At 44.1% G+C, this 26,973-nt stretch carries 34 protein-coding genes; 1 reads left to right on the plus strand and 33 read right to left on the minus strand.

The genetic code is table 11. The features are described 5' to 3' along the window. The 16 genes from EC328_RS05850 to EC328_RS05925 all read right to left on the minus strand — a co-directional run bounded on the left by EC328_RS05850 (position 1) and on the right by EC328_RS05925 (position 13,257). Positions 1 to 822 carry a 2-oxoacid:ferredoxin oxidoreductase subunit beta gene (locus EC328_RS05850; RefSeq protein WP_128425926.1) on the minus strand — a complete coding sequence of 274 codons (822 nt, stop codon included), beginning with the start codon at positions 820 to 822 and terminating at the stop codon, positions 1 to 3. Next, positions 815 to 1,951 (minus strand): 2-oxoacid:acceptor oxidoreductase subunit alpha, encoded by a 1,137-nt coding sequence (locus EC328_RS05855; RefSeq protein WP_128425927.1) that lies wholly within the window; start codon positions 1,949 to 1,951, stop codon positions 815 to 817. The genes EC328_RS05850 and EC328_RS05855 overlap by 8 nt, the downstream gene beginning before the upstream one ends. Positions 1,952 to 1,953: 2 nt before the next feature. Continuing rightward, positions 1,954 to 2,154 (minus strand): 4Fe-4S binding protein, encoded by a 201-nt coding sequence (locus EC328_RS05860; protein ID WP_128425928.1) that lies wholly within the window; start codon positions 2,152 to 2,154, stop codon positions 1,954 to 1,956. A gap of 207 nt (positions 2,155 to 2,361) precedes the next feature. Then, a complete protein-coding gene (locus tag EC328_RS05865) occupies positions 2,362 to 3,759 on the minus strand; it encodes an oxaloacetate decarboxylase subunit alpha (protein ID WP_128425929.1) in 1,398 nt (465 codons plus the stop codon). Next, positions 3,759 to 4,337 carry a tRNA 5-(aminomethyl)-2-thiouridylate-methyltransferase MnmM gene (mnmM, locus tag EC328_RS05870; protein ID WP_164906044.1) on the minus strand — a complete coding sequence of 193 codons (579 nt, stop codon included), beginning with the start codon at positions 4,335 to 4,337 and terminating at the stop codon, positions 3,759 to 3,761. Before mnmM ends, EC328_RS05865 begins: the two co-directional genes overlap by 1 nt. Further along, the gene (locus tag EC328_RS05875) at positions 4,327 to 4,728 is read right to left on the minus strand and encodes a hypothetical protein (protein ID WP_128425931.1); all 402 of its coding nucleotides are present in this window, start codon (positions 4,726 to 4,728) and stop codon (positions 4,327 to 4,329) included. Before EC328_RS05875 ends, mnmM begins: the two co-directional genes overlap by 11 nt. Positions 4,729 to 4,740: 12 nt before the next feature. After that, positions 4,741 to 5,448, minus strand: coding sequence for a pseudouridine synthase (locus EC328_RS05880; RefSeq protein ID WP_276318555.1), 708 nt, complete (start codon positions 5,446 to 5,448; stop codon positions 4,741 to 4,743). 28 nt (positions 5,449 to 5,476) lie between these two features. Next, positions 5,477 to 6,013: an SMC-Scp complex subunit ScpB gene (gene scpB, locus EC328_RS05885; protein ID WP_128427005.1), complete on the minus strand. Its 537-nt coding sequence runs from the start codon at positions 6,011 to 6,013 to the stop codon at positions 5,477 to 5,479. A gap of 7 nt (positions 6,014 to 6,020) precedes the next feature. Then, on the minus strand, positions 6,021 to 6,749 hold the full coding sequence (locus EC328_RS05890; RefSeq protein ID WP_128425933.1) for a segregation and condensation protein A: 729 nt from the start codon (positions 6,747 to 6,749) through the stop codon (positions 6,021 to 6,023). Positions 6,750 to 6,759: 10 nt separating this feature from the next. Next, positions 6,760 to 7,347 carry a site-2 protease family protein gene (locus EC328_RS05895; RefSeq protein WP_128425934.1) on the minus strand — a complete coding sequence of 196 codons (588 nt, stop codon included), beginning with the start codon at positions 7,345 to 7,347 and terminating at the stop codon, positions 6,760 to 6,762. Positions 7,348 to 7,369: 22 nt separating this feature from the next. Then, positions 7,370 to 8,671, minus strand: coding sequence for a pyrimidine-nucleoside phosphorylase (locus EC328_RS05900; protein ID WP_128425935.1), 1,302 nt, complete (start codon positions 8,669 to 8,671; stop codon positions 7,370 to 7,372). A gap of 36 nt (positions 8,672 to 8,707) precedes the next feature. Continuing rightward, positions 8,708 to 9,526, minus strand: a complete 819-nt coding sequence (locus EC328_RS05905) for a tyrosine-type recombinase/integrase (protein ID WP_128425936.1) — start codon at positions 9,524 to 9,526, stop codon at positions 8,708 to 8,710. Positions 9,527 to 9,541: 15 nt separating this feature from the next. After that, on the minus strand, positions 9,542 to 10,090 hold the full coding sequence (locus EC328_RS05910; RefSeq protein WP_128425937.1) for an NUDIX hydrolase: 549 nt from the start codon (positions 10,088 to 10,090) through the stop codon (positions 9,542 to 9,544). A 51-nt stretch (positions 10,091 to 10,141) separates the two neighbouring features. Beyond that, positions 10,142 to 11,821 carry a DNA repair protein RecN gene (recN, locus tag EC328_RS05915; RefSeq protein ID WP_128425938.1) on the minus strand — a complete coding sequence of 560 codons (1,680 nt, stop codon included), beginning with the start codon at positions 11,819 to 11,821 and terminating at the stop codon, positions 10,142 to 10,144. A gap of 12 nt (positions 11,822 to 11,833) precedes the next feature. Beyond that, complete coding sequence (locus tag EC328_RS05920; protein WP_128425939.1) at positions 11,834 to 12,631, minus strand: TlyA family RNA methyltransferase; 798 nt, start codon at positions 12,629 to 12,631, stop codon at positions 11,834 to 11,836. Positions 12,632 to 12,633: 2 nt separating this feature from the next. Further along, positions 12,634 to 13,257 (minus strand): hypothetical protein, encoded by a 624-nt coding sequence (locus EC328_RS05925; protein ID WP_128425940.1) that lies wholly within the window; start codon positions 13,255 to 13,257, stop codon positions 12,634 to 12,636. Between the two features lie 99 nt (positions 13,258 to 13,356). Here EC328_RS05925 and EC328_RS11505 point away from each other — a divergent pair, with 99 nt between their 5' ends. Continuing rightward, positions 13,357 to 13,527: a hypothetical protein gene (locus EC328_RS11505; protein ID WP_164906045.1), complete on the plus strand. Its 171-nt coding sequence runs from the start codon at positions 13,357 to 13,359 to the stop codon at positions 13,525 to 13,527. Between the two features lie 452 nt (positions 13,528 to 13,979). On the opposite strand, the gene EC328_RS05930 is transcribed toward EC328_RS11505, so the two are convergent. The 17 genes from EC328_RS05930 to pilM all read right to left on the minus strand — a co-directional run bounded on the left by EC328_RS05930 (position 13,980) and on the right by pilM (position 26,945). Beyond that, the gene (locus tag EC328_RS05930) at positions 13,980 to 14,834 is read right to left on the minus strand and encodes a polyprenyl synthetase family protein (protein WP_128425941.1); all 855 of its coding nucleotides are present in this window, start codon (positions 14,832 to 14,834) and stop codon (positions 13,980 to 13,982) included. Beyond that, positions 14,821 to 15,075, minus strand: a complete 255-nt coding sequence (gene xseB, locus EC328_RS05935) for an exodeoxyribonuclease VII small subunit (RefSeq protein WP_128425942.1) — start codon at positions 15,073 to 15,075, stop codon at positions 14,821 to 14,823. The genes EC328_RS05930 and xseB overlap by 14 nt, the downstream gene beginning before the upstream one ends. Beyond that, positions 15,065 to 16,300 (minus strand): exodeoxyribonuclease VII large subunit, encoded by a 1,236-nt coding sequence (xseA, locus tag EC328_RS05940; RefSeq protein WP_128425943.1) that lies wholly within the window; start codon positions 16,298 to 16,300, stop codon positions 15,065 to 15,067. Before xseA ends, xseB begins: the two co-directional genes overlap by 11 nt. Then, positions 16,284 to 17,261 (minus strand): anhydro-N-acetylmuramic acid kinase, encoded by a 978-nt coding sequence (locus tag EC328_RS05945; protein ID WP_128425944.1) that lies wholly within the window; start codon positions 17,259 to 17,261, stop codon positions 16,284 to 16,286. Before EC328_RS05945 ends, xseA begins: the two co-directional genes overlap by 17 nt. Beyond that, complete coding sequence (gene nusB, locus EC328_RS05950) at positions 17,215 to 17,625, minus strand: transcription antitermination factor NusB (RefSeq protein ID WP_128425945.1); 411 nt, start codon at positions 17,623 to 17,625, stop codon at positions 17,215 to 17,217. The genes EC328_RS05945 and nusB overlap by 47 nt, the downstream gene beginning before the upstream one ends. A gap of 43 nt (positions 17,626 to 17,668) precedes the next feature. Then, positions 17,669 to 18,058, minus strand: a complete 390-nt coding sequence (locus tag EC328_RS05955; RefSeq protein ID WP_128425946.1) for an Asp23/Gls24 family envelope stress response protein — start codon at positions 18,056 to 18,058, stop codon at positions 17,669 to 17,671. Between the two features lie 108 nt (positions 18,059 to 18,166). After that, positions 18,167 to 18,532 carry a CD1247 N-terminal domain-containing protein gene (locus EC328_RS05960; RefSeq protein ID WP_128425947.1) on the minus strand — a complete coding sequence of 122 codons (366 nt, stop codon included), beginning with the start codon at positions 18,530 to 18,532 and terminating at the stop codon, positions 18,167 to 18,169. A gap of 93 nt (positions 18,533 to 18,625) precedes the next feature. Then, complete coding sequence (efp, locus tag EC328_RS05965) at positions 18,626 to 19,183, minus strand: elongation factor P (RefSeq protein WP_128425948.1); 558 nt, start codon at positions 19,181 to 19,183, stop codon at positions 18,626 to 18,628. 83 nt (positions 19,184 to 19,266) lie between these two features. Next, positions 19,267 to 19,791, minus strand: a complete 525-nt coding sequence (locus tag EC328_RS05970; protein WP_128425949.1) for a shikimate kinase — start codon at positions 19,789 to 19,791, stop codon at positions 19,267 to 19,269. A gap of 12 nt (positions 19,792 to 19,803) precedes the next feature. Next, positions 19,804 to 20,766: a hypothetical protein gene (locus EC328_RS05975; protein ID WP_164906046.1), complete on the minus strand. Its 963-nt coding sequence runs from the start codon at positions 20,764 to 20,766 to the stop codon at positions 19,804 to 19,806. 29 nt (positions 20,767 to 20,795) lie between these two features. Beyond that, positions 20,796 to 21,356, minus strand: coding sequence for a PilW family protein (locus EC328_RS05980; RefSeq protein ID WP_164906047.1), 561 nt, complete (start codon positions 21,354 to 21,356; stop codon positions 20,796 to 20,798). Beyond that, the gene (locus EC328_RS05985; protein ID WP_128425952.1) at positions 21,316 to 21,711 is read right to left on the minus strand and encodes a type II secretion system protein; all 396 of its coding nucleotides are present in this window, start codon (positions 21,709 to 21,711) and stop codon (positions 21,316 to 21,318) included. The genes EC328_RS05980 and EC328_RS05985 overlap by 41 nt, the downstream gene beginning before the upstream one ends. Before the next feature lies 1 nt (position 21,712). Next, on the minus strand, positions 21,713 to 22,159 hold the full coding sequence (locus EC328_RS05990; RefSeq protein ID WP_128425953.1) for a pilus assembly FimT family protein: 447 nt from the start codon (positions 22,157 to 22,159) through the stop codon (positions 21,713 to 21,715). Continuing rightward, positions 22,147 to 23,892, minus strand: a complete 1,746-nt coding sequence (locus tag EC328_RS05995) for an S-layer homology domain-containing protein (RefSeq protein WP_128425954.1) — start codon at positions 23,890 to 23,892, stop codon at positions 22,147 to 22,149. The genes EC328_RS05990 and EC328_RS05995 overlap by 13 nt, the downstream gene beginning before the upstream one ends. A gap of 11 nt (positions 23,893 to 23,903) precedes the next feature. Beyond that, positions 23,904 to 25,331, minus strand: coding sequence for a LysM peptidoglycan-binding domain-containing protein (locus EC328_RS06000; protein WP_128425955.1), 1,428 nt, complete (start codon positions 25,329 to 25,331; stop codon positions 23,904 to 23,906). After that, positions 25,321 to 25,881, minus strand: coding sequence for a PilN domain-containing protein (locus tag EC328_RS06005; protein ID WP_128425956.1), 561 nt, complete (start codon positions 25,879 to 25,881; stop codon positions 25,321 to 25,323). The genes EC328_RS06000 and EC328_RS06005 overlap by 11 nt, the downstream gene beginning before the upstream one ends. After that, positions 25,878 to 26,945 carry a pilus assembly protein PilM gene (gene pilM, locus EC328_RS06010; protein WP_128425957.1) on the minus strand — a complete coding sequence of 356 codons (1,068 nt, stop codon included), beginning with the start codon at positions 26,943 to 26,945 and terminating at the stop codon, positions 25,878 to 25,880. The genes EC328_RS06005 and pilM overlap by 4 nt, the downstream gene beginning before the upstream one ends. Between the last annotated feature and the right edge of the window lie 28 nt (positions 26,946 to 26,973).

Genomic DNA, 26,973 nt, shown 5'->3' on the forward strand with positions numbered 1-26,973 from the left:
CTAATCCACCTTCCTTACTCTTTCGATAAGCTTATCGTACTGCTCCGTATATTCAGGTCTTTCTATATGGTGGAGCTTTCCGACTACGAACTTTCCTTCCTTTTTCTCATCAGGAAGCTTATCCCATGCAGCCTTCATTATTGCATGATCCCTAAGGTATTCTACCATATCTACTGCAGTACCCTTCTTATTCTTTCTGCCGTAATAGGTTGGGCAGGTGGACATGGCTTCCACGAATGAAAAGCCTTTGTTTTGTATAGCTTCCTTGATATTTTTTTCTAAAGCATTTGCTGCATAAACAGTTCCCCTTGCAACATAGGAAGCCCCGGCAGCCTGTGCCAGATTGCAGAGATCAAAATTTGGATCGATGCTTCCATAAGGAGCTGTGGTCCCCTTATCTCCTGTAGGAGTCGTTGGTGAGAATTGCCCTCCGGTCATACCGTAGGTATTATTGTTGAATACTATTGTAGTAATGTCTATGTTCCTTCTGCAGGCATGGATCAAATGGTTTCCTCCAATTGCAGATGAATCTCCGTCCCCAGTTATTACTATTACATTAAGCTTTGGATTTGCAAGCTTAACTCCGGTGGCAAAGGCCAGTGCTCTTCCGTGAGTTGTATGAAGAGTGTTGAAGTCAAGATATCCCGGAGCTCTGGAGGAGCAGCCTATTCCAGATACTATGCATACCTCATCCTTATTCAATCCGAGGGCATCTATTGCCTTCACTATAGCTCTTGTAACTATACCATTCCCGCAGCCTGGACACCAAATATGGGCTAGATTTTGTGTTCTAAAATATTCTTTAACCAGTTCACTAGGCATTTTGGTCCTCCTTTATAAACGCGACGATCTCCTCAGGAGTGATGATATCGCCGTTGAATTTCCCATATTTCTCTATCCTGCATTTCTTCCCTGCTATCCTGTCCACTTCGAGGAAATATTGTCCTGCATTAAGCTCTACAACGTAAATAGAGGAAAGTTTTTCTCCGAGCTCAGCAAGTCTTTTCTCCGGTGAAGGCCATATGGTGACAGGCCTGAACAGTCCAACCTTTATCCCCTGCTCCCTAAGCGTATCAACTGCTGCCATTGAAGATCTTGCAATTGCTCCGAAGGATACTATGCCAATTTCCGCATCCTCCATCATGTACTCATCGTAAGTAACTATATCCTCTATGTTGTCCTCAATCTTGTCCATAAGACGGTTTAGAAGCTTCTCGGCTACCTGCTCATTTCCTGATGGGAATCCGGTTTCGTCGTGGACAAGTCCAGTAACGTGAAACCTGTATCCGGTTCCAAAGGGAGCCATTTCAGGAACTATTGCACCTTGAGGAACCTTATATGCCTTATACTCCTCAGGACCTACTGAAGGTGTCTTACGATCGTAAATCTCTACCGTGTCATTTTCTGGTATCTCAATTTTCTCCCTCATATGTCCGATGATTTCATCAAGTAAAAGTATTACTGGAGTTCTGTATTTCTCTGCCAGGTTGAACGCTCTTATAGTTGTGTAATATATTTCCCTTACCGATGATGGATAAAGGGCAATTATTGAGTGGTCACCGTGGGTACCCCACCTTGCCTGCATTATGTCTCCCTGTGCCGGTGAAGTCGGAAGTCCCGTGCTGGGTCCGCTTCTTTGAACATTTACTATTACAATAGGTGTCTCTGTGATGATCGCATATCCAATATTTTCTTGTTTAAGACTGAACCCTGGTCCGGAGGTCGCTGTCATTGATTTCAGACCTGCCAGTGATCCTCCCAGTGCTGCTGCGATCCCTCCGATTTCATCCTCCATCTGTATGAACTTGCCGCCCACCTTTGGAAGTGCCTCGGCAGAAAGCTCTGCTATCTCAGTGGAGGGTGTAATTGGATATCCGGCGTAAAACCTCATCCCTGCCTTCAATGCTCCGGCAACACATGCTTCATTTCCCTGCATCAATTTTATCGCCATAGCTATTTACCTCCCAAATAAATCGCATAGTCAGGGCATCTCAGTTCACACTGGCCGCACTGTATGCAAGCATCAATATTTTTTATCTCTACCTTACCATTTTCTATCGCAAGAACGCTTTTCGGGCAAAAAGCGACGCAAATACCGCAGCCCTTGCACCATTCCTTATCAACGGTCACGATCTTATCTTTCTTATCTGACATGGTTTTCCCTCCCACAGATTGCTCATTCTCTTCTAATCTAATGATATCAAACACATAAGGGTTTTGCAAGATTTCTTTCATGTTCTGGTTAAATAAAAAAAAATTGCAAGTATCCTTGCAAACGATAGAATATAACAACATTTGAGAGGTTTTTATTGATAAATAAAAGACAAGGTTATAAAAAACCCTTGTCTTTTATTTTAATATTTATACCGGATGTGTCTTTTCTTCCTGGTTTAAAAGGTCAGTCTCTATCCTGTATTTTTCTGCGAGTCTTTGCTTGAAGAACGGTATTGCAACCTGCGGGAACAATGCATAGCTTAACACGTCCTCATCCTGCTCAAGGTATTCCTTTATCTCATTTCTGTAGTTTTCAAGCTGCGGCTCAAGAAGATCTGCAGGTCTTCCCTCGAAAACCTCCTCATCTCCGATTATCTTCTTCCTGATTTCTTCAGAAATTGGTGCCGCAGGCTTTCCATACAATCCCTTGACATAATTCTTCGATTCAGTCGGAACCATCTTGTATCTTTCTCCGAGAATAACATTGAAGACTGCGGTTGTACCCACCATCTGACTCATTGGAGTTACAAGAGGCGGATATCCAAAATCCTCCCTTACTCGTGGTATTTCCTTCAGCACCTCATCATACATATGCTCCTTGCCCTGTGCCTTCAGCTGGGAAACCAGATTGGAAAGCATCCCTCCTGGGACCTGATACTTCAGCGTATTTACGTCGACATTCAACATCTTGACATCCAGCAGTCCCTGAGCGAGATACTTATCCCTAAGCTCCCTGAAGTAGTCCGATATCTCAAGAAGCAAGTCCAGATCAATATCAGGAGCATATTCTGTTCCCTGGAGAGACACTATCATCGGCTCAGTTGCAGGCTGGCTTGTACCGTTGCCAAGTGGTGATATGGCAGTATCTACTATATCTGCTCCAGCCTCGATTGCCTTCATATATGTCTGATTGGCGACTCCACTGGTAAAGTGAGAATGTATTTCAAGAGGCAGATCTACAGCTGCTTTAATTGATTTAGTCAGCTCATATGCAGGGTAAGGCAACAATATCCCCGACATGTCCTTGATACAAATTGAATCAACTCCCATTTCAGCCAATTCCTTAGCCACCTGAACATAGTATTCATTGTTGTGAACAGGGCTGACTGTGTAGGATATGGCTCCCTGAGCGTGTCCGCCATACTTTTTTGTTGCCTTGATTGAAGTCTCCAGATTTCTCAAATCGTTTAGGGCATCGAAAACCCTGACTATATCTATTCCGTTCTCGATGGCCTTTTTGACGAACTCCTCGACCACATCATCAGGATAATGCTTGTATCCAAGAAGATTTTGGCCCCTCAGAAGCATCTGCAGCTTTGTATTCTTGAATGCCTTTCTAAGCTGTCTCAGCCTGTCCCAGGGATCTTCGTTTAGGAACCGCAGACATGAGTCAAAGGTTGCCCCACCCCAAACCTCAAGTGCATGGTATCCAACCCTGTCCAACTTCTCGGCTATCGGGATCATATCCTTAGTGCTCATTCTGGTGGCAATCAAGGACTGATGAGCATCCCTGAATGCAGTTTCCATTATTTTTACCTTTGCCATTACGCCACTCCCCTCATCTCTACGCCTATAACCACAGGCGGAGCATTTTTTTGGTTTAAAAGTTCAAATCTAAAAGCATTGTATTTTATCTGATCCAGCTGCGAAACAAACTCCATTACCGCCTTGTACTCCTCTTCACCGCCTTCGTGGCTTCTGTAGCAGGTTATTGCCATTAATCCGGCTGGTGCAAGTAAGGTCAGAGCCTGTTTCAAGCTTTCCAGAGTTGTTTCCTTGGTTGTGGACAGGGATTTGTCACCACCGGGGAGATACCCCAGGTTATATATTATAAAATCCGCTTCCTCACTGACATGCTCCCTTATCCTTTCGTGACCGTCATTTATAAGTACCACCCTGTCGAGCAGGCCTTTGGCTCCCAGTCTGAATCTGGTCGCTTCTATTGCTTCATTTTGTATGTCGAAGGCATACACTCTTCCCGCCTGCCCTACAGCTGTGGCGAGGATCTCGGTGTCGTTTCCGTTTCCGGCTGTTGCATCGATACATACATTTCCTGCCTTCACATAGCTTTTGATGATAAGCTCAGTAAACTGAACTGCATTATTGAGCTTTTCATTCCTCATGAACTTCACCTCCACAGCAGCTGCAGCCACCATCGAAAAGCTTTTTAAGGTCAAGCCTGTATCCTTCAGGACTGTCCCGGAATCCGATCCTGTCCAGGAGATTATGTTTGTCCTTGCTATAGATGTAGTCTATTTGATTTAGCTCAAGCTTGTTAAACAGGGATCGAAGTATAGCCTCCTCCATGCCTTGCCCCGAATGTGAGCCGTCAACGTGCCAATTCCCGAGGAAAACTCCGTCATCTGAAAGATATGCTTCACATATGCCAAACAGCTTTTCATCCTCGAATCCGCCAAAAAATGTGCTGTCACGTAAGGCCTTAGGCTCCAGACCATTCTCCAGAAGGTATTTTCCCAATTGATCTTCATCTCTTATATCCTTAAAAACCAGCATAATAATATCTCCTTATAGTGATCTTATGAATGCGAGCTCTTCATCGTTCAGGTATCTCCAGTTCCCGGATTCAAGTCCCCCCAGCTGAAGCTCTCCAAAGGCGACTCTTTTAAGTTTTTTAACCGGATGATTTACTGCCTCACACATCTTCTTTACTTGCCTGTTCCTTCCCTCAAAAATCTCGATTTCCAATATTGAATCCTCTCCAAAGTTCTTCAACACTTTTACCTTGGCCTTGGAGGTAACCCGGCCATCTATCTTTATTCCGTTTCTAAGTCTTTCCAGTTCTCCCTTATTGGGGAGCCCCTCGACGATGGCAATATACTTCTTAAATATCCTCTTGCTGGGATGTGTAAGCTTAAATGCCAGCTCGCCATCATTTGTCAATAGAAGCAGTCCGCTTGTATCTGAATCCAGTCTTCCTACTGGATATATCCTTTCATCCACGCCTTCTATAAGATCAGTAACGACTGTTCTACCCTTCTCATCCTTAAGGCTTGTTACTATACCAACAGGCTTGTTAAGCATGATATATACCTTTCTCTTCTCAGGCTTTACAGTCTTGCCGTCCACGGAAACTCTGTCCTTGTCAGGATCTATCACTGTACCCATTTCAAGGACAACCTTCCCGTTTACCTGTACCTGCCCATTTTTAATAAGCTCCTCTGAAGCTCTGCGGGAAGCTACGCCGCAAAGAGCCATGTATTTTTGAAGCCTTATTCCTTCCTTGCTCATGCAGTTCTCCCCCCTATTCTTCCATATAATCAGAATCAGCCAGTCCTTCCAGAGGAGGAAGCTGATCCAATGATTCCAGCCCAAAGTATTTCAAAAATTCATCCGTAGTGCCGTAAAGGATCGGCTTGCCGGGCTTATCCAGCCTTCCGGTTTCTCTGACAAGCCTTCTCATGGCAAGGGTCTCAATACTCCTGTCGCTTTTAACTCCCCTTATATGGTCTATTTCAGCCTTAGTCACCGGCTGTCTGTAGGCAATTATCGATAAAGTCTCCAAAGCTGCGTTTGACAGGGACTTGGTATTTCTTTCAAGAACGATCGATTTTATCCATTGATGATGCTCAGGCCTTGTCCCAAGCTGGTAAAAATCGTTGAATTTTATAAGCCTGATGCCTCTTCTGTTGTAGTCAAATTCATCCTTCATCTCCTTAAGCAGCCTTGTGACCTCCTTTTGGGGCAGTTCAAGCACTCTCGCCAGTTCCTTGGACTCCAGGGGGTCGCCGAAGGTAAACAGCAACCCTTCAATTATTGACTTTGTCTCTCTGTCATCCATCGATGCTTCAACCCCTTTTCTCAATTATCAAGTCAGAATTCCTGATATCCTGTTTGACAATAACAATCCTCATCCTCATCATCTCAAGAAGTGATAGGAAATACGCAATTATCCTGGATCTGCTTTTACAAACGGTTGCCAGTTCACTGAATTTAAAAGTTTTCCGCGAGCTCAGTCTCTCATTGATATCCTCGGCACATTCCTCCATGCTGATTTCCTCTCTTTCCAGGTCGAATATCTGGTCCGAGGGATTCTCATACCTGAAGCGCTGAAGTATGGATTCCAATGTGTTAACCAGGTCCCTTAGCTCTACTGAGCTAAGCTCATCAAATGGATCCCTGAATTCGCTTATATCTTCCTGAGGCTTATAATACACTCTGCTATAGACTGCCTCGCTCTTTTTAAGCTCCTCAGATATCTCCTTGAAAAGCTTATACTCGATAAGTCTCTTCACAAGCTCTTCTCTGGGGTCGACCTCAACCTCTGCCCCATCGATGATGACCGAGTCCTTGGGAAGGAGCATCTTGGACTTGATCTCAAGAAGAGTTGCAGCCATGAGAATGAAGTCGCTGGCAATTTCCAGGTTCATCTCCTCCCACATTTGGATATGAGCTATAAACTGTTCAGTGACAACATGAACAGGTATATCATAAATATCTATTTCATTCCTGTCTATCAGGCTCAGTAAAAGATCCAGCGGACCCTCGAAAGCCTCCATGCTAACCTGGTATTTCAAAGCACGCCTCCTAAACCAAAATCCTGATGATCAGTGAATATGCAAAGTTTACCAATGGACCCAATATCCTCTGGACCATATCCGTAGCTATCAGTCCAAGCAATATTATATAGAAGTATCTTTCGTATTTATAAAAATAATACTCCATCTTTACAGGCAAAAGACTTGCCACAACCTTTGATCCGTCAAGGGGCGGGAATGGCAGGAGATTGAAAACTCCAAGCATTATATTGTACCACATCCCTATTCCAAGTATATCTATAGCGGTCTGGTTGGTAACGTTCCCATAGACCAGGACAGCTCCAAGGATCATGGCTATGATAAAGTTCACTGTAACTCCCGCTATGGAGACCAATATAGTATCACGCTTTCTATTCTTGAAATTCATAGGATTAATGGGCACAGCCTTAGCCCATCCGAATCTGAACACAAGCATGAACAAAAAACCCACAGGATCAATATGCCTGATCGGATTCAAGGTAAGCCTCCCAGCATCCTTTGCAGTGGGATCTCCCAGCCAGTATGCGGTCAGGCCGTGTGCCAGCTCATGAAATATAATTGCCGTTAAAAGCCCCGGAAGGCTTATCAAGTAGCTCATCAGTTACCTCTTTTCCGTTTGATTATTCAATGACCGTATATATATACGGAGCTTTCTCAGGTGCCATCGGAGAAATTGTATAGGCTTCGAAGGCCTTCCTTTCAGCCTCCTTAGTGTCTTCTTTGTCAGTGTGAAGGATGCAAAGCACATCTCCCGCCTCTACCTGGTCTCCAAGCTTCTTCTTTAAGGATATTCCGGCTCCAAAATCTATTGGATCTTCCTTGGTCCTTCTGCCTGCTCCAAGGAGCATAGCGGCAACACCGATTTCCTCAGCATCAATGGCATTTACAAAGCCGGATGCTTCAGCCCTTATTTCCAGACTTCTCCTGGCATGGGGCAAAAGCGAGTTGTCTTCAACTACCCTTGGGTCTCCGCCCTGTATACTTATAAGCTCCTTAAGCTTTTCAACAGCTCTGCCTGAGCTTATGGTGTCCTTTAGAGCGCTGTAAGCCTTATCAAAGGTGTCATAGGCACCGCCCAGTACGCACATGTGAGCTGCAATCGTAAGTGCTACCTGAGTCTCATCTTCTGCTCCACTACCCGAAAGCACCTTAATGGCCTCTATAACCTCGCTGCTGTTACCAACCTCGTGTCCAAGAGGCTGATCCATGTTTGTTATTACGGCAACAGTTCTTCTGCCAAGGCTGTTGCCAATGTCCACCATGGTTCTTGCCAAGGATTTCGCTTCATCAAGAGATTTCATGAATGCTCCGGACCCAACCTTCACATCCAGCACTATTGCCTCTGCTCCGGATGCTATCTTCTTACTCATTATCGAGCTTGCTATAAGCGGGATGGAATCTACGGTTGAGGTTACATCCCTCAATGCATATATCTTTTTGTCGGCAGGAGTCAGATTGGCAGATTGGCCTACGATCGCCATTTTATAATTGTTGACATTATATATAAATTCCTTTGGCGAAAGCTCTGTTCTGAAGCCCTTTATAGACTCCAGCTTATCTATGGTACCGCCTGTATGACCCAGACCCCTTCCACTCATTTTCGCTACGGGAATTCCGGCCAGGGCAACCAGTGGGATTACTATAAGGCTTATCTTATCGCCTACACCACCAGTTGAGTGCTTGTCGACCTTTATACCCTCGATCTCAGACAGATCCACCTGATCGCCAGATTCTACAAAGCTCATTGTAAGGTTTGATGTTTCCGCTGGAGTCATCCCTTTAAAATACACAGCCATAAGAAAGGCAGACATCTGATAATCAGGTATCTCGCCCTTTGTATAGCCGTGAATAAGGAAGTAAATCTCATCCCTGTTAAGCTCCAGGCCATGCTTTTTCTTTTCTATAATATCTACTGCTCTCATATTTGCCTCCTTGTTTTAGTCAAGCTCAATTATCCGTCAGTCCTTTGATCCATCAGCAATTTCAGATAAGATGTGGATGGAGGATGGGTCCGAATGACCAAGGAGCTGTCCTACTCTTTCAGGCTCCTCTCCACGGCTCAACATATGTACCGCAAATGAGTTTCTAATGCTCTGTGGAGTAGTTTCACTCCCATAGCTCTTTATGATCTTCCAGAGGCCCTGTCTTGACAATCTGCTTCCGCTCCTGTTTGTAAACAGCGGCTCTTCCGGTCTGCTGTCCGGTCTGTACTTCAAAATATAAGAATCAATGCTGTCTCTTGGTTCAGAATCCATAGGTACGAGCCTGCCCATTATGGAGATAGTCTTACCCTTCAGGTCAATATCGCCTATGGACAGTGATATGATTTCAGATACCCTGAGCCCTGTTCCATACATAAGCTGGATTATCGCCCTGTCTCGTGCACCCTTTTCATTTTCTCCAGTTGGCAGTTCCAGAAGACTTCCAATCTGGTTTTCTGTAAGAACAGCAGGCTTTCTCCGCTCTTTTCTGGGTGGCTTAAGATTTCTCGTAGGGTCTGTCTTTACGATCCCTTCATCCCTTAAGTACTGAAACAGGCACCTTATGCTTGACAGGTGTCGTGATATGGTTGAAGGATTTTTCCCTGACCTCTGAAGATTGAGCATGTACCTGATGATGATGGTGCTGCTTACATCATCGGGCTCATTCAGCTTCAGGTCATTAAGATACTCCTGAAATCCTTTGATATCTCCAATGTATGCTTCTGCCGAGCTCTTCACAAGGCTCTTCTCATCCGTTATATAATTCGAAAATCCTCTGATCCATTTATCAAACATAGCCAGCTCCAAAATTTATTTTTCAGCTCTGTTCTTAACGATCTGTGCAGCGGTCTGTATGCCTATAATGGTCTTGCTGTCCATTATCTCACCCCTGCTTATCATCCTGTTGAGTTCCTCAAGACTATAGCTTTCAATGTCAATAAATTCTCCAGCCTCCAGCTCCTGTTCACCAGGAGTAAGTTCTTCTCCAAGGAAAAGATATATCTTCTCTGTACTGAATCCCGGAGAAGTGTAGAACTCCAGAAGGTACTCAAGCCTGGCTGCAGAATATCCGGTTTCCTCCTTAAGCTCCCTAAGTGCGGTCTCCCTCGGCTCCTCATTGACCTCAAGTTTACCTGCCGGCAGTTCAAGAAGCACTTGGCCTGTCGCCTTCCTGTATTGCTTTACAAGCAAAACCTTTCCACTTTCATCAAAGGCAACAACTCCTACTCCGCCAGGATGTTCAACTATTTCTCTCTTGGAGTACTTTTTATCAGGCAGCTCGACCGTGTCTATTCTAAGGTTCACTATTTTGCCCTCATATATCCTGTCGCACTTCATGGTTTTTTCTTCGTAAGTCATTTTGACCCTCCCAACCATTGATTATCTTTATATTATACCACATAAAGGCTTTTATTTAACCTTATTTGACAGCTCCAGCATCTCTCTTGCATGCTTCAGGGTCGTTTCGGTGGTACTCGCTCCACTTATAAGCCTTGCTAACTCCTCGATCCGTTCCTCTCTGGACAGCTTCCTCACAAGGGTTATAACGTCTTTGTCCCTCGAATCCTTGCTTATGGCAAAATGCGTATCCGCGAGAGCTGCAATTTGAGGCAGGTGGGATACGGATATTACCTGGTGGTTCACTGCTATCCTTTTGATCTTTTCCCCCACGACCTGTGCGGTCCTTCCGCTTATCCCAGTGTCTATTTCATCAAAAATAAGTACCGGAATGCCATCCCCGTCGGCAATTATTCCCTTAAAGGCAAGCATTATACGGGACATTTCTCCACCTGATACTATCCTTGAGAGAGGCTTCAAGTCCTCGCCCGGATTAGTGGATATAAGGAACTCTACCTCATCGATCCCGTATTTCCCTACCTCATTCTTTCGGGTGAACGAGGTCTTGAAAAGGACATTCTCCATACTAAGAGACTGGAGCTCAGATTCCATGCTGCGATCAAGTCTCTCAGCAGCCTCCCTCCTGAGAATACTAAGTCTCTCAGCCTTTTTAAGCCTTTCAGCCTGGAGAGCATTGATCCTCTGGTCAAGCTGGGACAGCTCTTTGTCGAGGTTAAGAAGCTTTTCTCTTCTGTCCTCTGTCTTGTACTTAAACTGCATTATCAGTTCAACGGAATTTCCATACTTCTTCTTAAGAGAGTTCACCTTATCCAGTCTCTCCCTCAAAGAGAAAAGCTTCTCCTCGTCAATCTCCTGCGACTCGCAATAATGGGATAGCTCCCTGCCAATATCCTCAAGTTCATACCTCAGAGAATCTAATTTATTGCTATATTGTAATAATTTTTCATCATATTTCTTAATATCCTTTAATGAAGCAATTGCTCTGTCTAAAAGAGCCAGTGCTCCTTCCTGTCCATACTCTCTGCTACTAATGGCATCCCCTGCCAAAGAAGCTCCTGCTATAATATCCTTTAGGTTGAAAAGCCTTTTGAATTCCAGTTCAAGCTTCTCGTCATCCTCTGGAGTGAGGTTTGCTTCAGCGATTTCATTTATCTGAAACTCGAGAAGATCCAGTTCCCTCTCCCTTTCCTGAGATGAAATTACCAGCTCTTCGCGCTTTCCTGCAAGCTCCCTGTAAATCTCATGATCCCTGGCAAGCTCTGCAATGATACTTCTTCCCTCGGCGTCTAAAAGCATATCCAGTATCCTGATGTGGTTTGATACATCCAGCAAAGACTGATGCTCATGCTGGCCGAATACATCCACCAGCCCCTTGGTAAAAGAGGAAAGAGTTGACAATGTAACAGGTCTTCCGTTTATTCTGGACACACTTGGATATTTCTCGGAAAGCTCCCTTGTCAGTATCAGCCAGTCCTCAGCCTCGAATCCCTGTGAAGAGAGCGCTTCCCTGAATTTGTCGTTCAATGCGAACATTGCCTCCACGACCGCCTTATCACAGCCGCTTCGAATCATTTCACGGCTTCCTCTGCCTCCCAGTACCAGCTCCAACGCCTCGATAATAATAGATTTACCTGAGCCAGTCTCTCCTGTGAGGAGATTAAAGCCCTCCTCAAATTCAATCGTCAGATCTTCAATTATGGCAAAATTACTGATGTGGAGCTCCTTTAGCATGGCTTCCCTCCGTTATCCTAAATTATCGTGGGCCTCATCCAGTACCTTTTCAATAATTTCTTCAGATATTACTCGCTTGGCCTTAGAGAGGCAAAGTAAAAACTCAATGTTACCAGTAGTTCCGGTTATAGGTGAAAACGTAAGTCCTTCAGGGTACAGACCGCACTGCTCTCCATGAAGGATGACGGCCTTGATTACCTCCTTGTGGGTAGATCTGTCCCTGACTATGCCCTTCTTCCCGACCTTATCCCTTCCTGCTTCAAACTGGGGCTTAACAAGAGCAACTACCCTTCCATCCTCCTTAAGAAATGACGAGGCGACAGGAAGGATATGCTTCAGACTAATAAAGCTGACATCGATGGATACAAAGTCAAGTCTATCCTCTATGGAATCCTCCTCCATATAGCGGATATTGGTCCTTTCCATGACAAGCACCCGAGGATCGTTTCTGAGTCTCCAGTCAAGCTGACCATAGCCAACGTCGACTGCATATACCTTCGATGCGCCGGATCGCAGCATGCAGTCAGTAAATCCCCCGGTTGAAGCGCCCATATCCATGCAGACGTTCCCCTGAAGGTCAATACCGAACTCGGCCATTGCCTTCTCAAGCTTCAAGCCTCCCCTGCTCACATACTGGAGAGGATTGGTCCTTATATGTATTTCAACGGTCTCATCCAGATATTCCCCCGGCTTATCGACCCGTTTTTCTCCAACATATACCGAACCCTCCATGATCACTCTCTTGCCCTTTTCCCTTGACTCGACCAGGCCTTTCTCATGCAGGATAATGTCAGCTCTCTTCTTAACCATGATCAGTTCTCCTTGTCCTTCCTGACCTTCTCGCGAACAGGCTTCTTTTTTGGAGGCATAAACTCAAGGCCCGTCAGTCTTTCAAAAAAGCCTATTACCCTTGATACGCTGTAAATTATCTCCTCATAGTGATAGGCGGCAATCGACTTGCCAACTCCCTTTCCCCCTACAGTAAGAGAAGCCGTAACTGCTGTAAGAAGTATGGTAAGAAGTGTGCCGTCTACAAACCCAAGCCTTGTCATAAGCTTATAGATTATGCTGGTCGCAACAGCTCCCGAGATAATTCCGCTTATGTCTCCAATGACATCGTTGCAGAAATTGCTTACCTGGCTTGCATTGCGGACAAGCTTAATGGCTGTCCTCGCCTCTCCGATCTTATTTGAGGCCATAGCGTGAAACGGTTTTTCATCAGCAGTTGTCACTGAGATCCCAATTATATCAAACAATATTCCAATGAATATGAAAAACAACAAAATCAAGAAACCAAGTATAACATCCAGGTTTTGAACCAGGCTTTCTGCAAAAATAGATAAGCCAACGGAGATAATAAAGGTCCACAGGGTGATAAAAAACACCCATTTCATATTATACTTCCGATAAAACCCTACGTCATCCTTCTTTGCCATTTCTTTCCTCCATAACAGCGTCAACCTCATTGAATTGATTTATATGTATATTATCCAATTATATGAAAAAGCTGATAGCGAAGCTATCAGCCTAACCTAGTGGTAGTAACCAGAGTAAATCTTACGGCTTCAGGTCCAGTAGGATTTCCCAAGAAGGAACTGCCCGTCGCCGGTGCAGCGGTTTCCCTTTATTCCTCCATCTGTCCTGTTGCCAAAGACAGAACTGGATTGCCACTTAGTCCGCACTGTAATCCTCTTGTTACCTCATAGCTTGAACAGTCTAGGAGTTTTCCTCAACAGCCAGTCTATTCCCTAGCCTCTTTTGCAGATTAGGTTTCGATAACAGAATCTGATCAGAACTGGGCCCCGTCTGGTCAAATTGAACTTATCATCCGCACTACTCCACTCAAGGCAGGCTACTCTGCACATTTTATTAGATATTTAGTGTCTTGCAGGTTTATCACGATATAATACTATTTATCACTATATCATGTCTCCACGAAGGCAGGGTCCACGCCCGCATGCCATTGCAGATCGCCCCATCCTTCTTACTCCTTATGAAAGCCCACGACTGGGCGTCGCAAGCCAAGCATAAAGAACTTCATCGATATGCCCTTTGACGGATTTTTAGCCCCGCCTTCAAGAATAGCTGTGCTGACTAGAATACTGTACCACTTATTGCTAAGCCGATTATATCACAATTTCCTCCATTTTGCAATGGATCATACCTGTCTGCCGGCGAGCTCAAGAGTCAGATCCCGGAAAAATGATGTGTCAACTTCATCGAGAGAGTCCAGTATTGAAACAGCTCTATTGCTAAGCTCCAACACCTTCTTCTCCGCCTCTTCCCTTGAATGGAAGGATAAATAGGTACACTTTTCAATACTCTCGTCCTTCTCGTCGTCAAGAAGGTCGTCCTGTATTTGATATGCAAGCCCAAGCCTCAATCCAAAGTCCCTCAGCTTTTCAATATGCTCTGAATCGGCACCTCCAAGGATCGCTCCTGAAATTATGCTTGCCTGTATCAGGGCAGCAGTTTTACTCTTGTACATAAACAAAAGGCTTTCCTCATCCATGGATTCCAACTCAGATCTTAGGTCAATAGCCTGTCCTCCAATCATTCCCTTACAGCCGGAGGCTCTTGCTATTTCCTGCATAGCCTTAATGGATTCCATATCACAGCTTTCCTTTGCAGCAGACAGCATAGTCTCAAATGCAAGGTTCAAAAGACCATCTCCTGCAAGTATTGCCATTGCTTCGCCAAAGACCTTGTGGCTTGTAAGCTTCCCTCTTCGGTAGTCGTCATTATCCATTGCAGGAAGATCGTCATGTATCAGCGAATAAGTGTGGATCATCTCAATAGCTATGGCATAGGGCAGCGCTTTGTATATATAATCGTGATACATCTCATAAGCCTTTATCGTCATAAGTGGCCTTAGCCTCTTTCCGCCTGTAAAAAGGCTGTACTCCATAGCCTGAGAAATCTCGAGCTCATAGGGGGTCCTCGACTTTATAGCATTCATAAGGCCCTCATCAATTAGCCTAAGATACTCATTCCTGTTATCAGTAGCTCTCATCGATACCCTCCTGACCTTGCCCTGGAAAATCTTCCTCCTGAAGACTTCCGTCTCTTTCAAGCACCTGCTTTACTTCTCCCTCAGCCTTCGTCAACAATCCCCTTAAATGCTCGTATATATCCATAGCCTCCTTGAACTTTTCCACTGATTCCTGAAGCTTCAACTCTCCACCCTCAAGCTCCTGAAGAAGCTCCTGGATCCTTTCATAGCCTTCTTCGTAGTTCATATCCTTAATTTTCATCCTTAGCCTCCTCGAAAACCTCTTCAACCCTTGCCTTTAGGCTGCCATCCTTAAGTCTTACTGAGATCACATCCTTTGGTCTTATCCCTTCGATGCTTCTTATTATCCTTCCATCAGGATCAGTCACTATTCCATAGCCCTTTTCAAGTGGAAGCCCCGGATCGGAAAGCTTAAGTCTGGCATCATACCCGGCAAGCCTTTCCCTGTAGCCTGAAAAGCTTCGAAACATTGAATGCTCCAGTTGTCTGAATATGCCATCAAGCTCCATTTGCTTATCTGAAAGGGACCTGTAGGGACTTGAGTAGGATAACCTCTTCATTAGTCCATCCAGCTTATCATCCTCCCTGGAGATTTTTCTCCCCATTTCTCCAAGGACCGAGCTCCCAATCGAGCTTACTTCATCCAAAAGGGTCTTTCTATCAGGTACTGACAGCTCTGCTGCAGCAGAGGGAGTAGCAGCTCGGACATCAGCGACAAAGTCGGCTATTGTAAAGTCCGTCTCATGACCGACAGCTGAAATCACCGGTGTGTCCAAATCTACTATGCATCTTGCAAGAGCCTCGTCGTTAAATGCACCAAGCTCTTCGAAGGATCCTCCACCCCTTCCTACGATTATCACGTCTATATCTTCCCTTGCATCAAGGTACTTAAGCGCTTTTATTATATCCTTGGGAGCCCCGTCTCCCTGAACCAAAGCTGGATAAAGCAGCATATTTACAGCTGGGTAACGTCTCTTGAGTATACTAGTAATATCTCTAATTGCAGCACCCGTTGAGGATGTGACTACACCGATTTTCTTAGGTATCCTCGGTAAGGGTACCTTCCTCTCCTGGTCGAACAGGCCTTCCTCAGCAAGCTTCTTTTTCAGTTCCTCAAAAGCCCGGTACAGATCTCCAAGGCCTTGTTTTCCCATCTTTCTGGCATATACCTGATAGCTTCCATCCTTCTCATAAACGGATACCTGCCCCGATATCACGACTCTCATGCCATCCTTCGGTTTGAAATCTATAGCCTCGTTATCGTTCTTGAACATAACGCACTTTATCCTGCTCTTGTCGTCCTTCAGGCTAAAATACATATGTCCGCTGTAATGGTGGGTGAAGTTGGAAATTTCACCCTCTATCTGCAGATATGTAAGCAATATATCTCCTGCAAACAGCTTCTTGATATAGCCGTTTACCTCGCTGACCATCAATGGCCTCATACGATCATTCCCTTCCTTCATTAAGTCTCCTTGTCAGCCAGGCTATGCCTACTGCATTGTCGGAGGATAATCCGGATTTTGTAAAGCTTAGAAGTCCCTGTGGAAATATTTCAGCAAGTCTTTCTCTTATGATCCTGTTCTCTGCAACGCCGCCTACGACGATTACCCTTTCATATGCTTCAAGAGAAAGTCCGTATCGGATGAGTGCTTCGCAGACTTTAGCTGAAGTTAAGAATAATGTATTGCAAATATCCTCGGGCTTTGATCCCTTATCGATTTCCTTTGAAAACTTGTTCTCAAGCCCTGAGAGGTTTACACAGCCATCCTTTGGATCAACTTTTAAGCTAATAGGCAAACCGGATCCCATAATTGAGAGCCTGTCCATCTCCATCCCGCTGGGAAATCCCATCCCAAGCTTGACTCCTACACGATCAACCAGCTGGCCCAGACTTATATCAAGCGTTCCTCCAAGAATTTTTGTAGAAAATTCATCAGATAAGTCAGTAAGTTCAACCAACTCAGTGGTGCCTCCGGATATATGAAGCAACAGAGCTTTCTCTATGCCCGGATTGTCCATAAGTGCACAAGCCCCATGCCCATCCTGATGACTAAGCCTAAATAAAGGTACCTTAAGCATAGCTGCAACAGCTCTGCCAAAGCCTTCCCCTGCAAGGAAAACCGGCATATACGAGCCCTCCTCAGATCGGGGCCTTGTGCTTACACCAACTGCCTGTATACCCTTTGTATCGCACCTTAGCTCCTCAAACAGCTCAGGAAGGTTCTTTACATGCTGAAAAAGGGCCTCCTGCTGTCTAAGACCCCTTTCTCCCTCTTTTACCTTCAGGAGCCTTCTTAGATCCTGGACGATATTCCCATCCTGGTCTACGACGGATATTGAAGTAGTATAGTTACTTGTATCCAAACCCAAGTAAAGTCTACTCATCTTTCTCAAGGCCTCTGACAAGGCCTCCCAGTACTCCATTTACATACTTGTAGGAATCATCTGAGCTGTATTTTTTCGTTATCTCAATTGCTTCATTGATGGATACCTCGACCGGGATATCATCCCTGTAAAGAATCTCGTATGCAGCCAGTCTCAGAGTCGACAGATCGACCTTAGCCAGCCTTTCAAGAGACCATCCCTCAAGGTTTTTTGTGATAAGTGAATCTATATGCTCCCTGTTATCAAGCACTCCCTGGATCGCTTCCTCAATAAATTTTGCCTCGTTTCCTTCAAACTGGAAGTTCTCAAGGAAGGCTCCTACTACATCCTCCCCAAACTCGCCGTTACATTCGATTTGAAACAAAAGCTGCATTGCACCTTCTCTTGCCTGCTTTCTACCCATACCCTGCTCCTATCCTTTTATCAAAGTTCCAAGCTCCAGCCGACTATTTTGTCTCCGGAGTTTCCTTGTCCGTTTTAGTCTTTCCAATTCCCTCAATAAACACATTTACTTCCCTGACGGTAAGGTCAGTCATAGATTCAATAGCTTCCTTGACCTTCTTTTGCACCTCAAGACCAACCTCATTAAGCTTTGAGCCATAGCAAAGCATAAGGTGCATCTCAAGGTAAACCCCATCGTCCCTTACCTCAACCTTTATCCCCTTTGTCGGATTCTTCTTGCCAAGAAGCTCAGTTATGCCGCCTGCAAGGTTGCCGCTCATTCCCACAACGCCCTCTACCTTGCTTGAAGCCATGCCTGCAATACTGGCGATCACTTCGTTGGATATTTTTATGCTTCCGTTCTCTATGCCCTCCATATGGATCTTATCAGTCATAATAACACTCCTTCGATCATTATAAAGGTATTATACCAAAGCTGACCACTCATTACAATACAGCCTCCAAGCAGGAAAAAGGCCTAAAGCTAAGCTTTAGGCCAATGATTATTCTTCGTCCTCTTCGTCTTCGTCATCGAAATATTCATCGATTCCAAATCCCTTGTGACAGCCGCAGCCTTCATCGTCACAGCAGTCAGTGTAATCGTCAAACTCAAAGTCGTCATCATCAAACTCATAGTCCTCTTCGTCTCCGTAGATGTCATCCTCTACGTCGGCAAGGTCCTCGTCGATGAAGTTTACGTACTCCTCAAGATCGATCTGATCCTCAACGATCTCCTCCATAACCTCTGCGAACTCTTCCAGCGTTTCGACGATAGTCAGGAGAAGCTTGCCCTCCTTAGTGGATTCGTCGATACCCAGCCCATCAGCCAGGCCCTTAAGGTATGCTACCTTCTGAAATAAGTATTCCATTTTACCCCTCCTTATAAAGTTCTCAATGGAGCTTCTTGCTAAATGCAAAAAGCACTCAAAGGCGATCAACGAGGCAGGAGAATCTTCCAGCGATTATACTCTGGACAGATATTCTCCGGTTCGCGTGTCGATTTTTATTCTGTCTCCAATGTTCACAAACAACGGAACACTGATGGAAACTCCGGTTTCAACTATTGCCTGCTTTGTTGCTCCCTGAGCTGTGTCACCCTTTACTCCCGGTTCAGTCTCAGTTACCTCTAACTCAACAAAGTTAGGTGCCTGTACTTCGAAGGCCTTGCCCTGGAAGAATCTGATAACTGCTGTATCATTCTCCCTAAGGTATTTGATAGCTTCCTCAACTGATTCATAGGAAAGCGGGAGCTGCTCATATGTTGCAGTATCCATGAAGTGATATAGCTCGCCATCTGAATACAGGTACTGCATTTCCTTTGTTTCAATAACAGCCTTCTCGAATCTCTCAGTCGGGTTGAAGGTGATTTCCTTCGCTCCCCCTGACAAAACGTTTCTGATTTTAGCCCTTACAAATGCTGCGCCTTTTCCAGGCTTAACATGTTGAAAATCGATTATCTGCCATACATCCCCGTCCATGACGAAGGTTATACCCTTTCTAAACTCCCCTGCTTGTATCAAGCTATTCCCTCCTGTTCATATCAAAACGCATTGCAATGATCGCAATACCCCTAATAACAACATTATATCAGTATTACAATAACCTAACAAGGTAAAAGTTTACGGTAGCTGTCCTTGATTTTTCGGGAGAATTCACTCCGTGTCATGCCATCTACATGTATGGCCATATGGCAGGATGAATAATACAAAGCTTCCCTGCTCCTGTAAAGCCTTTCTATCCTGTCTCTAAGTTCTCCATCCCCAGCAAGAAGAGGTCTGGCAATGCTGCTGCTTTCAATATTTGAAGCAATTGAGTCGATTGAGCCATGGAGAAAAAATACTACACCTCTGTCCTTTATAAGCTTAACATTCTCTGGATCAAGGATTATTCCCCCTCCAGTCGAAACGACAGTGTTCTCAAAGGACATGGCATACGCAAGGACCTCCCTTTCCTTCTGACGGAAAAATGGCTCTCCATGTTTTTCAAATATCTCCTCAATGGTCATTCCCATCTCATCAGAAATCATCCTGTCCGTGTCAAGAAATCTCCAGCCCATATACTTAGCCAGGTACCTTCCCTTTACGGATTTACCCACGCCGCTCATACCTATCAATACGATATTTTTCATTGTTTTTCTCCATCAATATACTTTAATATATTGTATCACAGGTTTAAAGAAGCCGGGCAAGTGAATTCCTACTTGTGCTACGTTAGGATTAGCTATAACATCAACGATATTATCATTATTAATCGGACCATCGCTTATAAGTTTACCATTTAGATAAAATGTTGCTCCCTCTTTTATCGTCAGGCTGCCTCCTTCTATTATGAGTATCCCATTAAGCTTGAAGTCTGATTCGATTATTACATCCCCTTCAACGTAAAAAATAGCTTTGATACCTGATGCATAATTATTAAGATCCAGTCGTAGCTCCACAATGTCATCAGAATTCTTTTTTGACATTTGAAATATTGTAATTTGGGGTTGCGAAAAACTATAATACTTAGAGAATCCGTCAACTAAGATTTCTGTTTTATATACTCCATAGCCCGTCCTTTTGATAAAAGCATCAATATTGCCTTGCTCAAGAACAACCACATTTGGAATAAGTAGATTTTCTTCTTCAACTATTCCAGGTAAATTTTCATAGACTAAGTCCAGCAACTGCAATTCCTCGGAATCAAGCGAGTCAGGTGTTACTATTGGATCTCCTTCAAGGAATATCGGATTATAGAGTTCTCCAACAATTTCGATAGACGGCATATCATCGCCTAAATTCACAGGATAATGAAGGTCGACTTTAAGTTGACCTTGGTTGTAGGAAATATCTCCTATAATACCGGATTCACTTCCAAGCTCCTCGGGTGTTACTGTCCATTTCTTACCCTGGTTACTTAATGCTTTATAAATAGCATCTTTCAAATTGAATATCAGCCCGCCCTCTCCAGAGCTGTACAGGATCTTATAAAGCTCATTCTCGGCTGTGAGTCTGTCTGCTATCCTCTGTTCAAGAGCAGAAGCCAAATGATTTTGATATGTAATCATATACAGGCAGTAAAATGTCATCATAAAAACTAAAGAAAACACAATAAGGGACATCATTAGAGCAGATCCCCTTCTATTTATAAACTTCAATCGATAACACGCCCCTTTACTGAAGCCGCTGCAATGTAGGTTCTTGTCTTATCATCACCCTGATCTACCTCCAAGCATATACGGATCAGTGCGTTTTCAGCATCTAAGCCGGTACCCTCAATAGACACTACATTTTCTGCTACAGTATTGAAGCCTGAAAATTTGTCATAAGCTGGCATCTTTACAATGCTGTTGTTGTAAGCGATCCTTTTGATCGTGCCATCACCCATGTAATATGTCTTGTAGTTATACTTCGTTCCATCATCATCCTTCACTGTTTCCATTAGGATAAATCCAAAATTATCGGGGTAAATATCAGAAAGGCCGGGGCATGCATCTATTGGGTAGACCTTTTCCGATCTCTTGATCTCATCCTTAATATATTCCAGGGAGTATATCGCAGATATTGAGCTTTTATCCTGTTCTTCAACTCTTTTTGTGATAAGATTGGAAAGCTGAAGGACAGACATTAAGCTCGCAACAACAATTGAAACCAATCCCAGCCCTACAACCACCTCAATTAGTGAAAACCCCTTGTATTTGCCTGCTGACTTCAAGTCTGACCTCCATGTTGTCATATTTTTGTGATTTGATCCTTACTCCGATCAACATATAATTCCCCTCAGCTTCCATCAGATCAAGGGTACAGCTATACACATCTTCATCAATTTCCTCATCCCGGTATTCAATGCTGCCTTCGTTGAGTAAACTCTCAACTGATTCCAATACCTCATCGTCATCAGTTTTAAGTTTTTGTGCCACATAATCACAAAGATAAATCATCTCGCCTCTCTCCGCAGCTCTGTCCATGCTTATCATGGAATTCGTCATTAAAGGTAAGCTGGCAGCAGCGACAATTCCTAAAAAAGTGATCCCTAAAAGTATTTCCAGCAATATAAACCCCTTTTTCATGTCAATCGACCTTCTTTAATGTTATGTCAGGTGTTGCTACTGGAATAGTAATTTGATACCAATCTCCGCTTCTTGTTCTAAAGGTTATGGTCTGTGCATTGTTTCCTGAGCTTCCGATTCTATTGAACAGCAGATTTCCTTTCGTGCAGCCCTCAAGGATCACTCCATTCTTAAGCTCGACCTTCTTTATTTCCTTCGTACCTTCACTTATTCGATAGCTATTTTTTGCCAGATCAATGTCAAAGCTGATGGACTTTTTTTCAACAACGGCTTTATTTCTCGCATATAACAGATCCTTATACAGGTACTTGATCTCCTGCTTCTCCCTCATGGCGTGGACAAAGGAAAATCTCGGAACAGCAATGGCCAAAAACAAAGAAATAAGGGCTACCACCATCAGCAGCTCGATGAGTGTGTAGCCCTTCCTGTTACTCTCTAATAACGCCATTCATTAAGCGTATAAAGCATATAAGCAACCTCAGCTCTTGTGATCTTTCTGTTTAAGTCAACAAAGCTGGGTGATTTGTATGCCTTTTCATACATCATCTGAGTCGCCACGCTGTTCCAGCGGAAGCTGTAATCACGGAGTACCCGTCCCATAATAAGCTCCACCTCATAATATGAAATTGGATTGTGGGGTCTGAAGGTCCTGTCAGTATACCCCAATATATAGCCGTTGTTCAGTCCATAGCTTATGATCCTGTCATAGGTGCTGAAAGTCAGATAGTCATTGAAATAGGTCGCTCTTGCTACATAATTGGGAAGCACCCAGTTTTCGATCCTGCTTAAAAGTATAAGGAATTCAGCCCTCGTTATATTTTGTGACGGTCTGAAGGTACCATCAAGTGGAGTTGAGCCAGGGTATCCGAGGATTATTCCCCTTCTGACCATGGTCTCGATCTCATCCTTTGCCCAATGGTCACGGACATCTGTGAGGATCCTTATGCTGTCGTCCATAAATACTGCGTAGACACTGTCTCTGTTTGCGAGTGTATGAGGTGCAACCTTAGTGCTTATCATGCCGTCTGATACTACCGACGGCAGATAATACCATCTTTCATCGATGAACTTGTATATGCCGCCCTTGTTGGAATCCCCGTAATACGGGAAGCTAAGGGTCACATACTTGGTTTTATCGATCGTATTTGCAGGGTTGTCGAGAAGCACCCTGTAAAGCTCAGAGGCTCTTATACTCGGTCCTAATTGATAATATGAGGTATTCATAGTATCTATCGTTAAATGTGTAGGAAGATAGAAGGTTCCAGGCTCTATGGTAACCATTATTCCAGGGTCGTCTATCCCATCGAATATTGCATTAGCTGTAAGCTCTCCACCTTTGGCGGTTACAAATACTGAAGTGGTCTTATTGACTGCCTGACTGCCTAATAGCTCTCTATAGGTACTGTTATATGATAAATAGAATTCTGATCTGAAACCTTCAACGAACGCGTCGCTGTACTCAGCGGACGCCATGCTTAACCTATACCTGTCCTTTATTTCCCTTTCACTGAGGATATGTCTGTCATAGTCCATCTCAAGGCCTGATAGGTAATCCTTTTGAGCAGCAGTGTTACCCTCGATTTCACCTGCGCTCTGGCCGTTGGTAAGACCTTCATCCATGTTGTTCTTTGCAGGATCAAACATCATTTTTTCATAGGTTTCTTCATAGCCGATTTTAAAACCTGCTTTAAATTCAGTTATAAACTGATCTTCATAGTCTTCTGACATCTGGTCAAGATTAAAGGCTCTCGATATAGTTCTGTCACTTGGAATGGCATCCACCCAGTCAGAGTCTCTGCCTCCATAAAAGTCGTTCAGAGCAGCTGTCTTACCCATGCTTTTACCTAAAGCATCTGCATAATTGACCTTAACATCACCCTTTCGGGCATCCTCATATCCTTCAACAAATCCCTCTTCAAAGTCACCTAGTCTGCCAGCAAGTCTTATCTCATCATATTGGTCTTCATCAAAAATGTCAGAAGTAATATATGCATCCAGTGCATCATCCTCATCCTCAAAGCTTGGATCTATTCCATAAAATTCAGCACCCTTTGAATATCCGGCATCATATGCTTCATCTGCAGTTATCACGGAAACCTCTACTTGACCAGCAAATACCGTACCAGGCAGCACAAGGAGTGCAAATGCAAGTATCAAAATCATTGTCCATTTAGCTTTCATTTTCACCCCTCCTATCTCTTAACAAGTACAAGTATTTTACCGACTGTAAGAACATCGCCTGCTTTTATTTCATTGTTTGCCATTATCTCGTTCTTATACTTTTCAGTTCCATATGTTTTTCGCGAAATCCCGGTTATTGTATCACCGGGCTGTACCTCGTAAAACATGAAGTCAGATGCTTTTATCTTTTCGTCCTGGATTACCTCTTCCGTATGATTGCTGAAGAATGCCTCCAACTTGTCGAATATAAGGACTCCGAAGTCATCTCTCTCCTTGCCCATTTCGTAGTAAATATGAGTTATCTTAAGAGGATACATGGAGGTGTCACCTGGAAGCATAACATTAATGTTACCCCATCCAAGCCAAGGCACTCCGATTGATACAACCTGCTCGATTTCTTCTCCGCTCTGTGTGATTGCCCTTATGCCTATATTCCCCGGAGAATAATCAAAGGAATATATCCACATCTTAAGCTCGTTTGGAGGATATCTAAGCTCTATGTTCTGTTTTGATATATCAACATAGGCTCTGTTCTCTTCATTTACGCCAAGGATCTTGTACTCAAGCCTCATCCCATACTTGCCGTGCTGTGCAATCGTTGATGGGACAGCAGAGCCTGCGATCAGCTCATGGGATGGAATGAAATCGTAATTTCTCATTTCGAAGCTGTGGAGGATGTCGCCCTTTATTTCAACTACAGGCTCAGTGCCTCCTGTTGTACCTCCACCTGTTCCGCCTCCTCCTGTTGAGCCTGACGAGGTCTCACCTGTGAAGCCTGCAAAGCTTCCAAAAAGGGTTCCTGTATTTGGATTATCCGCAACCTCAACAGGTATTACATTTGGATCTGTATCCGCAAGGCCTTCGAGGCTGTATACCTTGATGTTCATAGTACCGCCAAGAGATGCGTCGTCTTTTCTGTCAAGAGAAAGAGTGTCGACCATCATCCTTCTTGGACTCATCTCAACCGCTCTTACCATATTCATTATGCCGGCATAGCTTCCGCTGAATGGAACCGATATACCCATATTATAGACGTCCATGTCCGCAACTTTTTCAGCACCCGGTCTTGTGAAGTTCAGGTCAACTATCTCTACCTGATCCTCTGGCAGCATATCATTCAAAAGATAGATTATCTGTGATTGATCCAGAGTCGGGAAATAGTATGAGACGATCTGGTTTCTCTCCCTGTGCAGCTGCTCCCACTCTGCCTTAATGTCAGCTTCTCTTCTTAGAGTTGCATTCATCTCCATTATCTTTGTTTCCAGCTCATATTTCTGAACTGTCAGCTCCTCCTGCTTCAACTCCTGAGGTTCAATGATATACCTGTTCCCAAGCCACGCGATGCCTACTATAGCGAGCAGTGTAAGAAGTACCTTTTCGCTGTTGGTCAAAGGTCTGGTTTTTATTTTACTTAGAAATGATGGCTTTTTAGTTGGCATCCACCAGCACCTCCTTTAGGGTCAGGTTCATCGAGTACCTGTAATAGCTATCTATAGCCGAAATGTTGGATATAAATATACTGTCGGAATAAGGAAGCTGTTCAAGCCCCTTGCCGAACTCTGCAATGGAGTATTTGTCAGTTGCAAATCCCGACATTTGGATCTCTCTTCCTGCTACATTCAAGGTATTAAGGAAAACTCCCTCAGGAAGTCTTGAGTTTATATCCTCAAGAAGGTTTTCTCCGATAATATCCCTTGCCTGAATGTTCTTGTCCAGCTGGATTATTCTCTCAACCTCAGCCCTGAATTGTGCAGTTTCCTCCTCAAATGCCTTTATCTCTTCAACCTTCTTAACAGTTGCAGGGTTTTCAGCAACCTCTCTCAGGCTGTTTACCTCCCTGTTCAGGGCATTTATCTGTATCTGGTTCAATCCTCCCCAGATCCCAAGACCGACGATCACTGCTACAAGCAGAAAATAGAGGATCGTCATTTTGTTGAACCTGAACTGCCTTTTATCGAGAAACGGTTCAAAGAAGTTTAGATCTCTCATTTTTTCACCTCGCTGTAGCGTATAAGTCCGCCGATGGCGTTGGCGTAACGGTTAAGGTCACCGTTCAGCTTTACTCTCTCCATCGAATTAAGAACAACAGTATCTATACCAAAAAAGTCCCTGAACATCTTTTCAATACCCTTAATTTTTGAAAGACCGCCGTACAATAGTATCAGGTTGATCTCGTTGCTTACCTCTCTGGTCTTATAATATCTGAATATCATTTCTATTTTATCATACATCTCATAAAGACTGTCTCTAAACGTCTCTATTGCAGCAACCTCGTCGCCCTCTCCGGAAGGTTTTTTGTTAATGTCGTCAAGCTGTGTCAACAGCTTGAGAATTTCCTCCTCCTCAAACATGGGAGCCTTCTTTTCTACCTCCCTGAAGAAGTAGTCTGATCCTGTGTCAAGCTCCCTGGCTACCCTTATAATTCCATCCTCAACGATAGAAAGGGATGTGGATTTTGCACCTAAATCGATGCAGGCAACGGTATTGTTGGGAGCATAGGTTTCATTTATCATTCCGCCATTTGCGATCAGCTTGGCGATGGCATTGCCATGATAGTCCATTACTGCAGGCTTAAGGTTCACATTCTTCAAAAGCGTAAGATGTGATTGGATCAAGGTCCTTGGAATCCCCACAAGCATAAGGAGAAGCTTCTCAATTCCCTCCTCAACTCTTGAGCCAAGGCTTATATACTTGACGATATAATCCTCTGCATTGATGGGGATATAATCCTCAAGCTGGTAATTGATTATGGCCTGGATCTCCTCCGGAGTCACCTTGGGAAGCGTGACCTCACGCATTACCACCGTTGATGAATTGACAACGCAATGTGCATCGTCCTGACCTATGCCATGCTCCGACAAGCCTGCCCTTATAAGATAGGTCATCTGGTCCAGATCCTTTATCTCACCGTCAGAATAAAGCTCCTTTGGCAGCTCAATGGTGAAGCATTTGTCAATGAGCAAGCCTTTCTTAGAGTACTTTCCCTCGACTCCTTTGATGCTGTCAGAGCCAAAGTCCAGGCTTACTATTTTGCCGTTCTTCAATATGCCCAATTTACTTCCTCCTCTCTACCGAAATACT

Origin of the sequence: Gudongella oleilytica (assembly GCF_004101785.1) — a bacterium.
In the GTDB taxonomy this organism is placed as follows: Bacteria; Bacillota; Clostridia; order Tissierellales; family Tissierellaceae; genus Gudongella; species Gudongella oleilytica.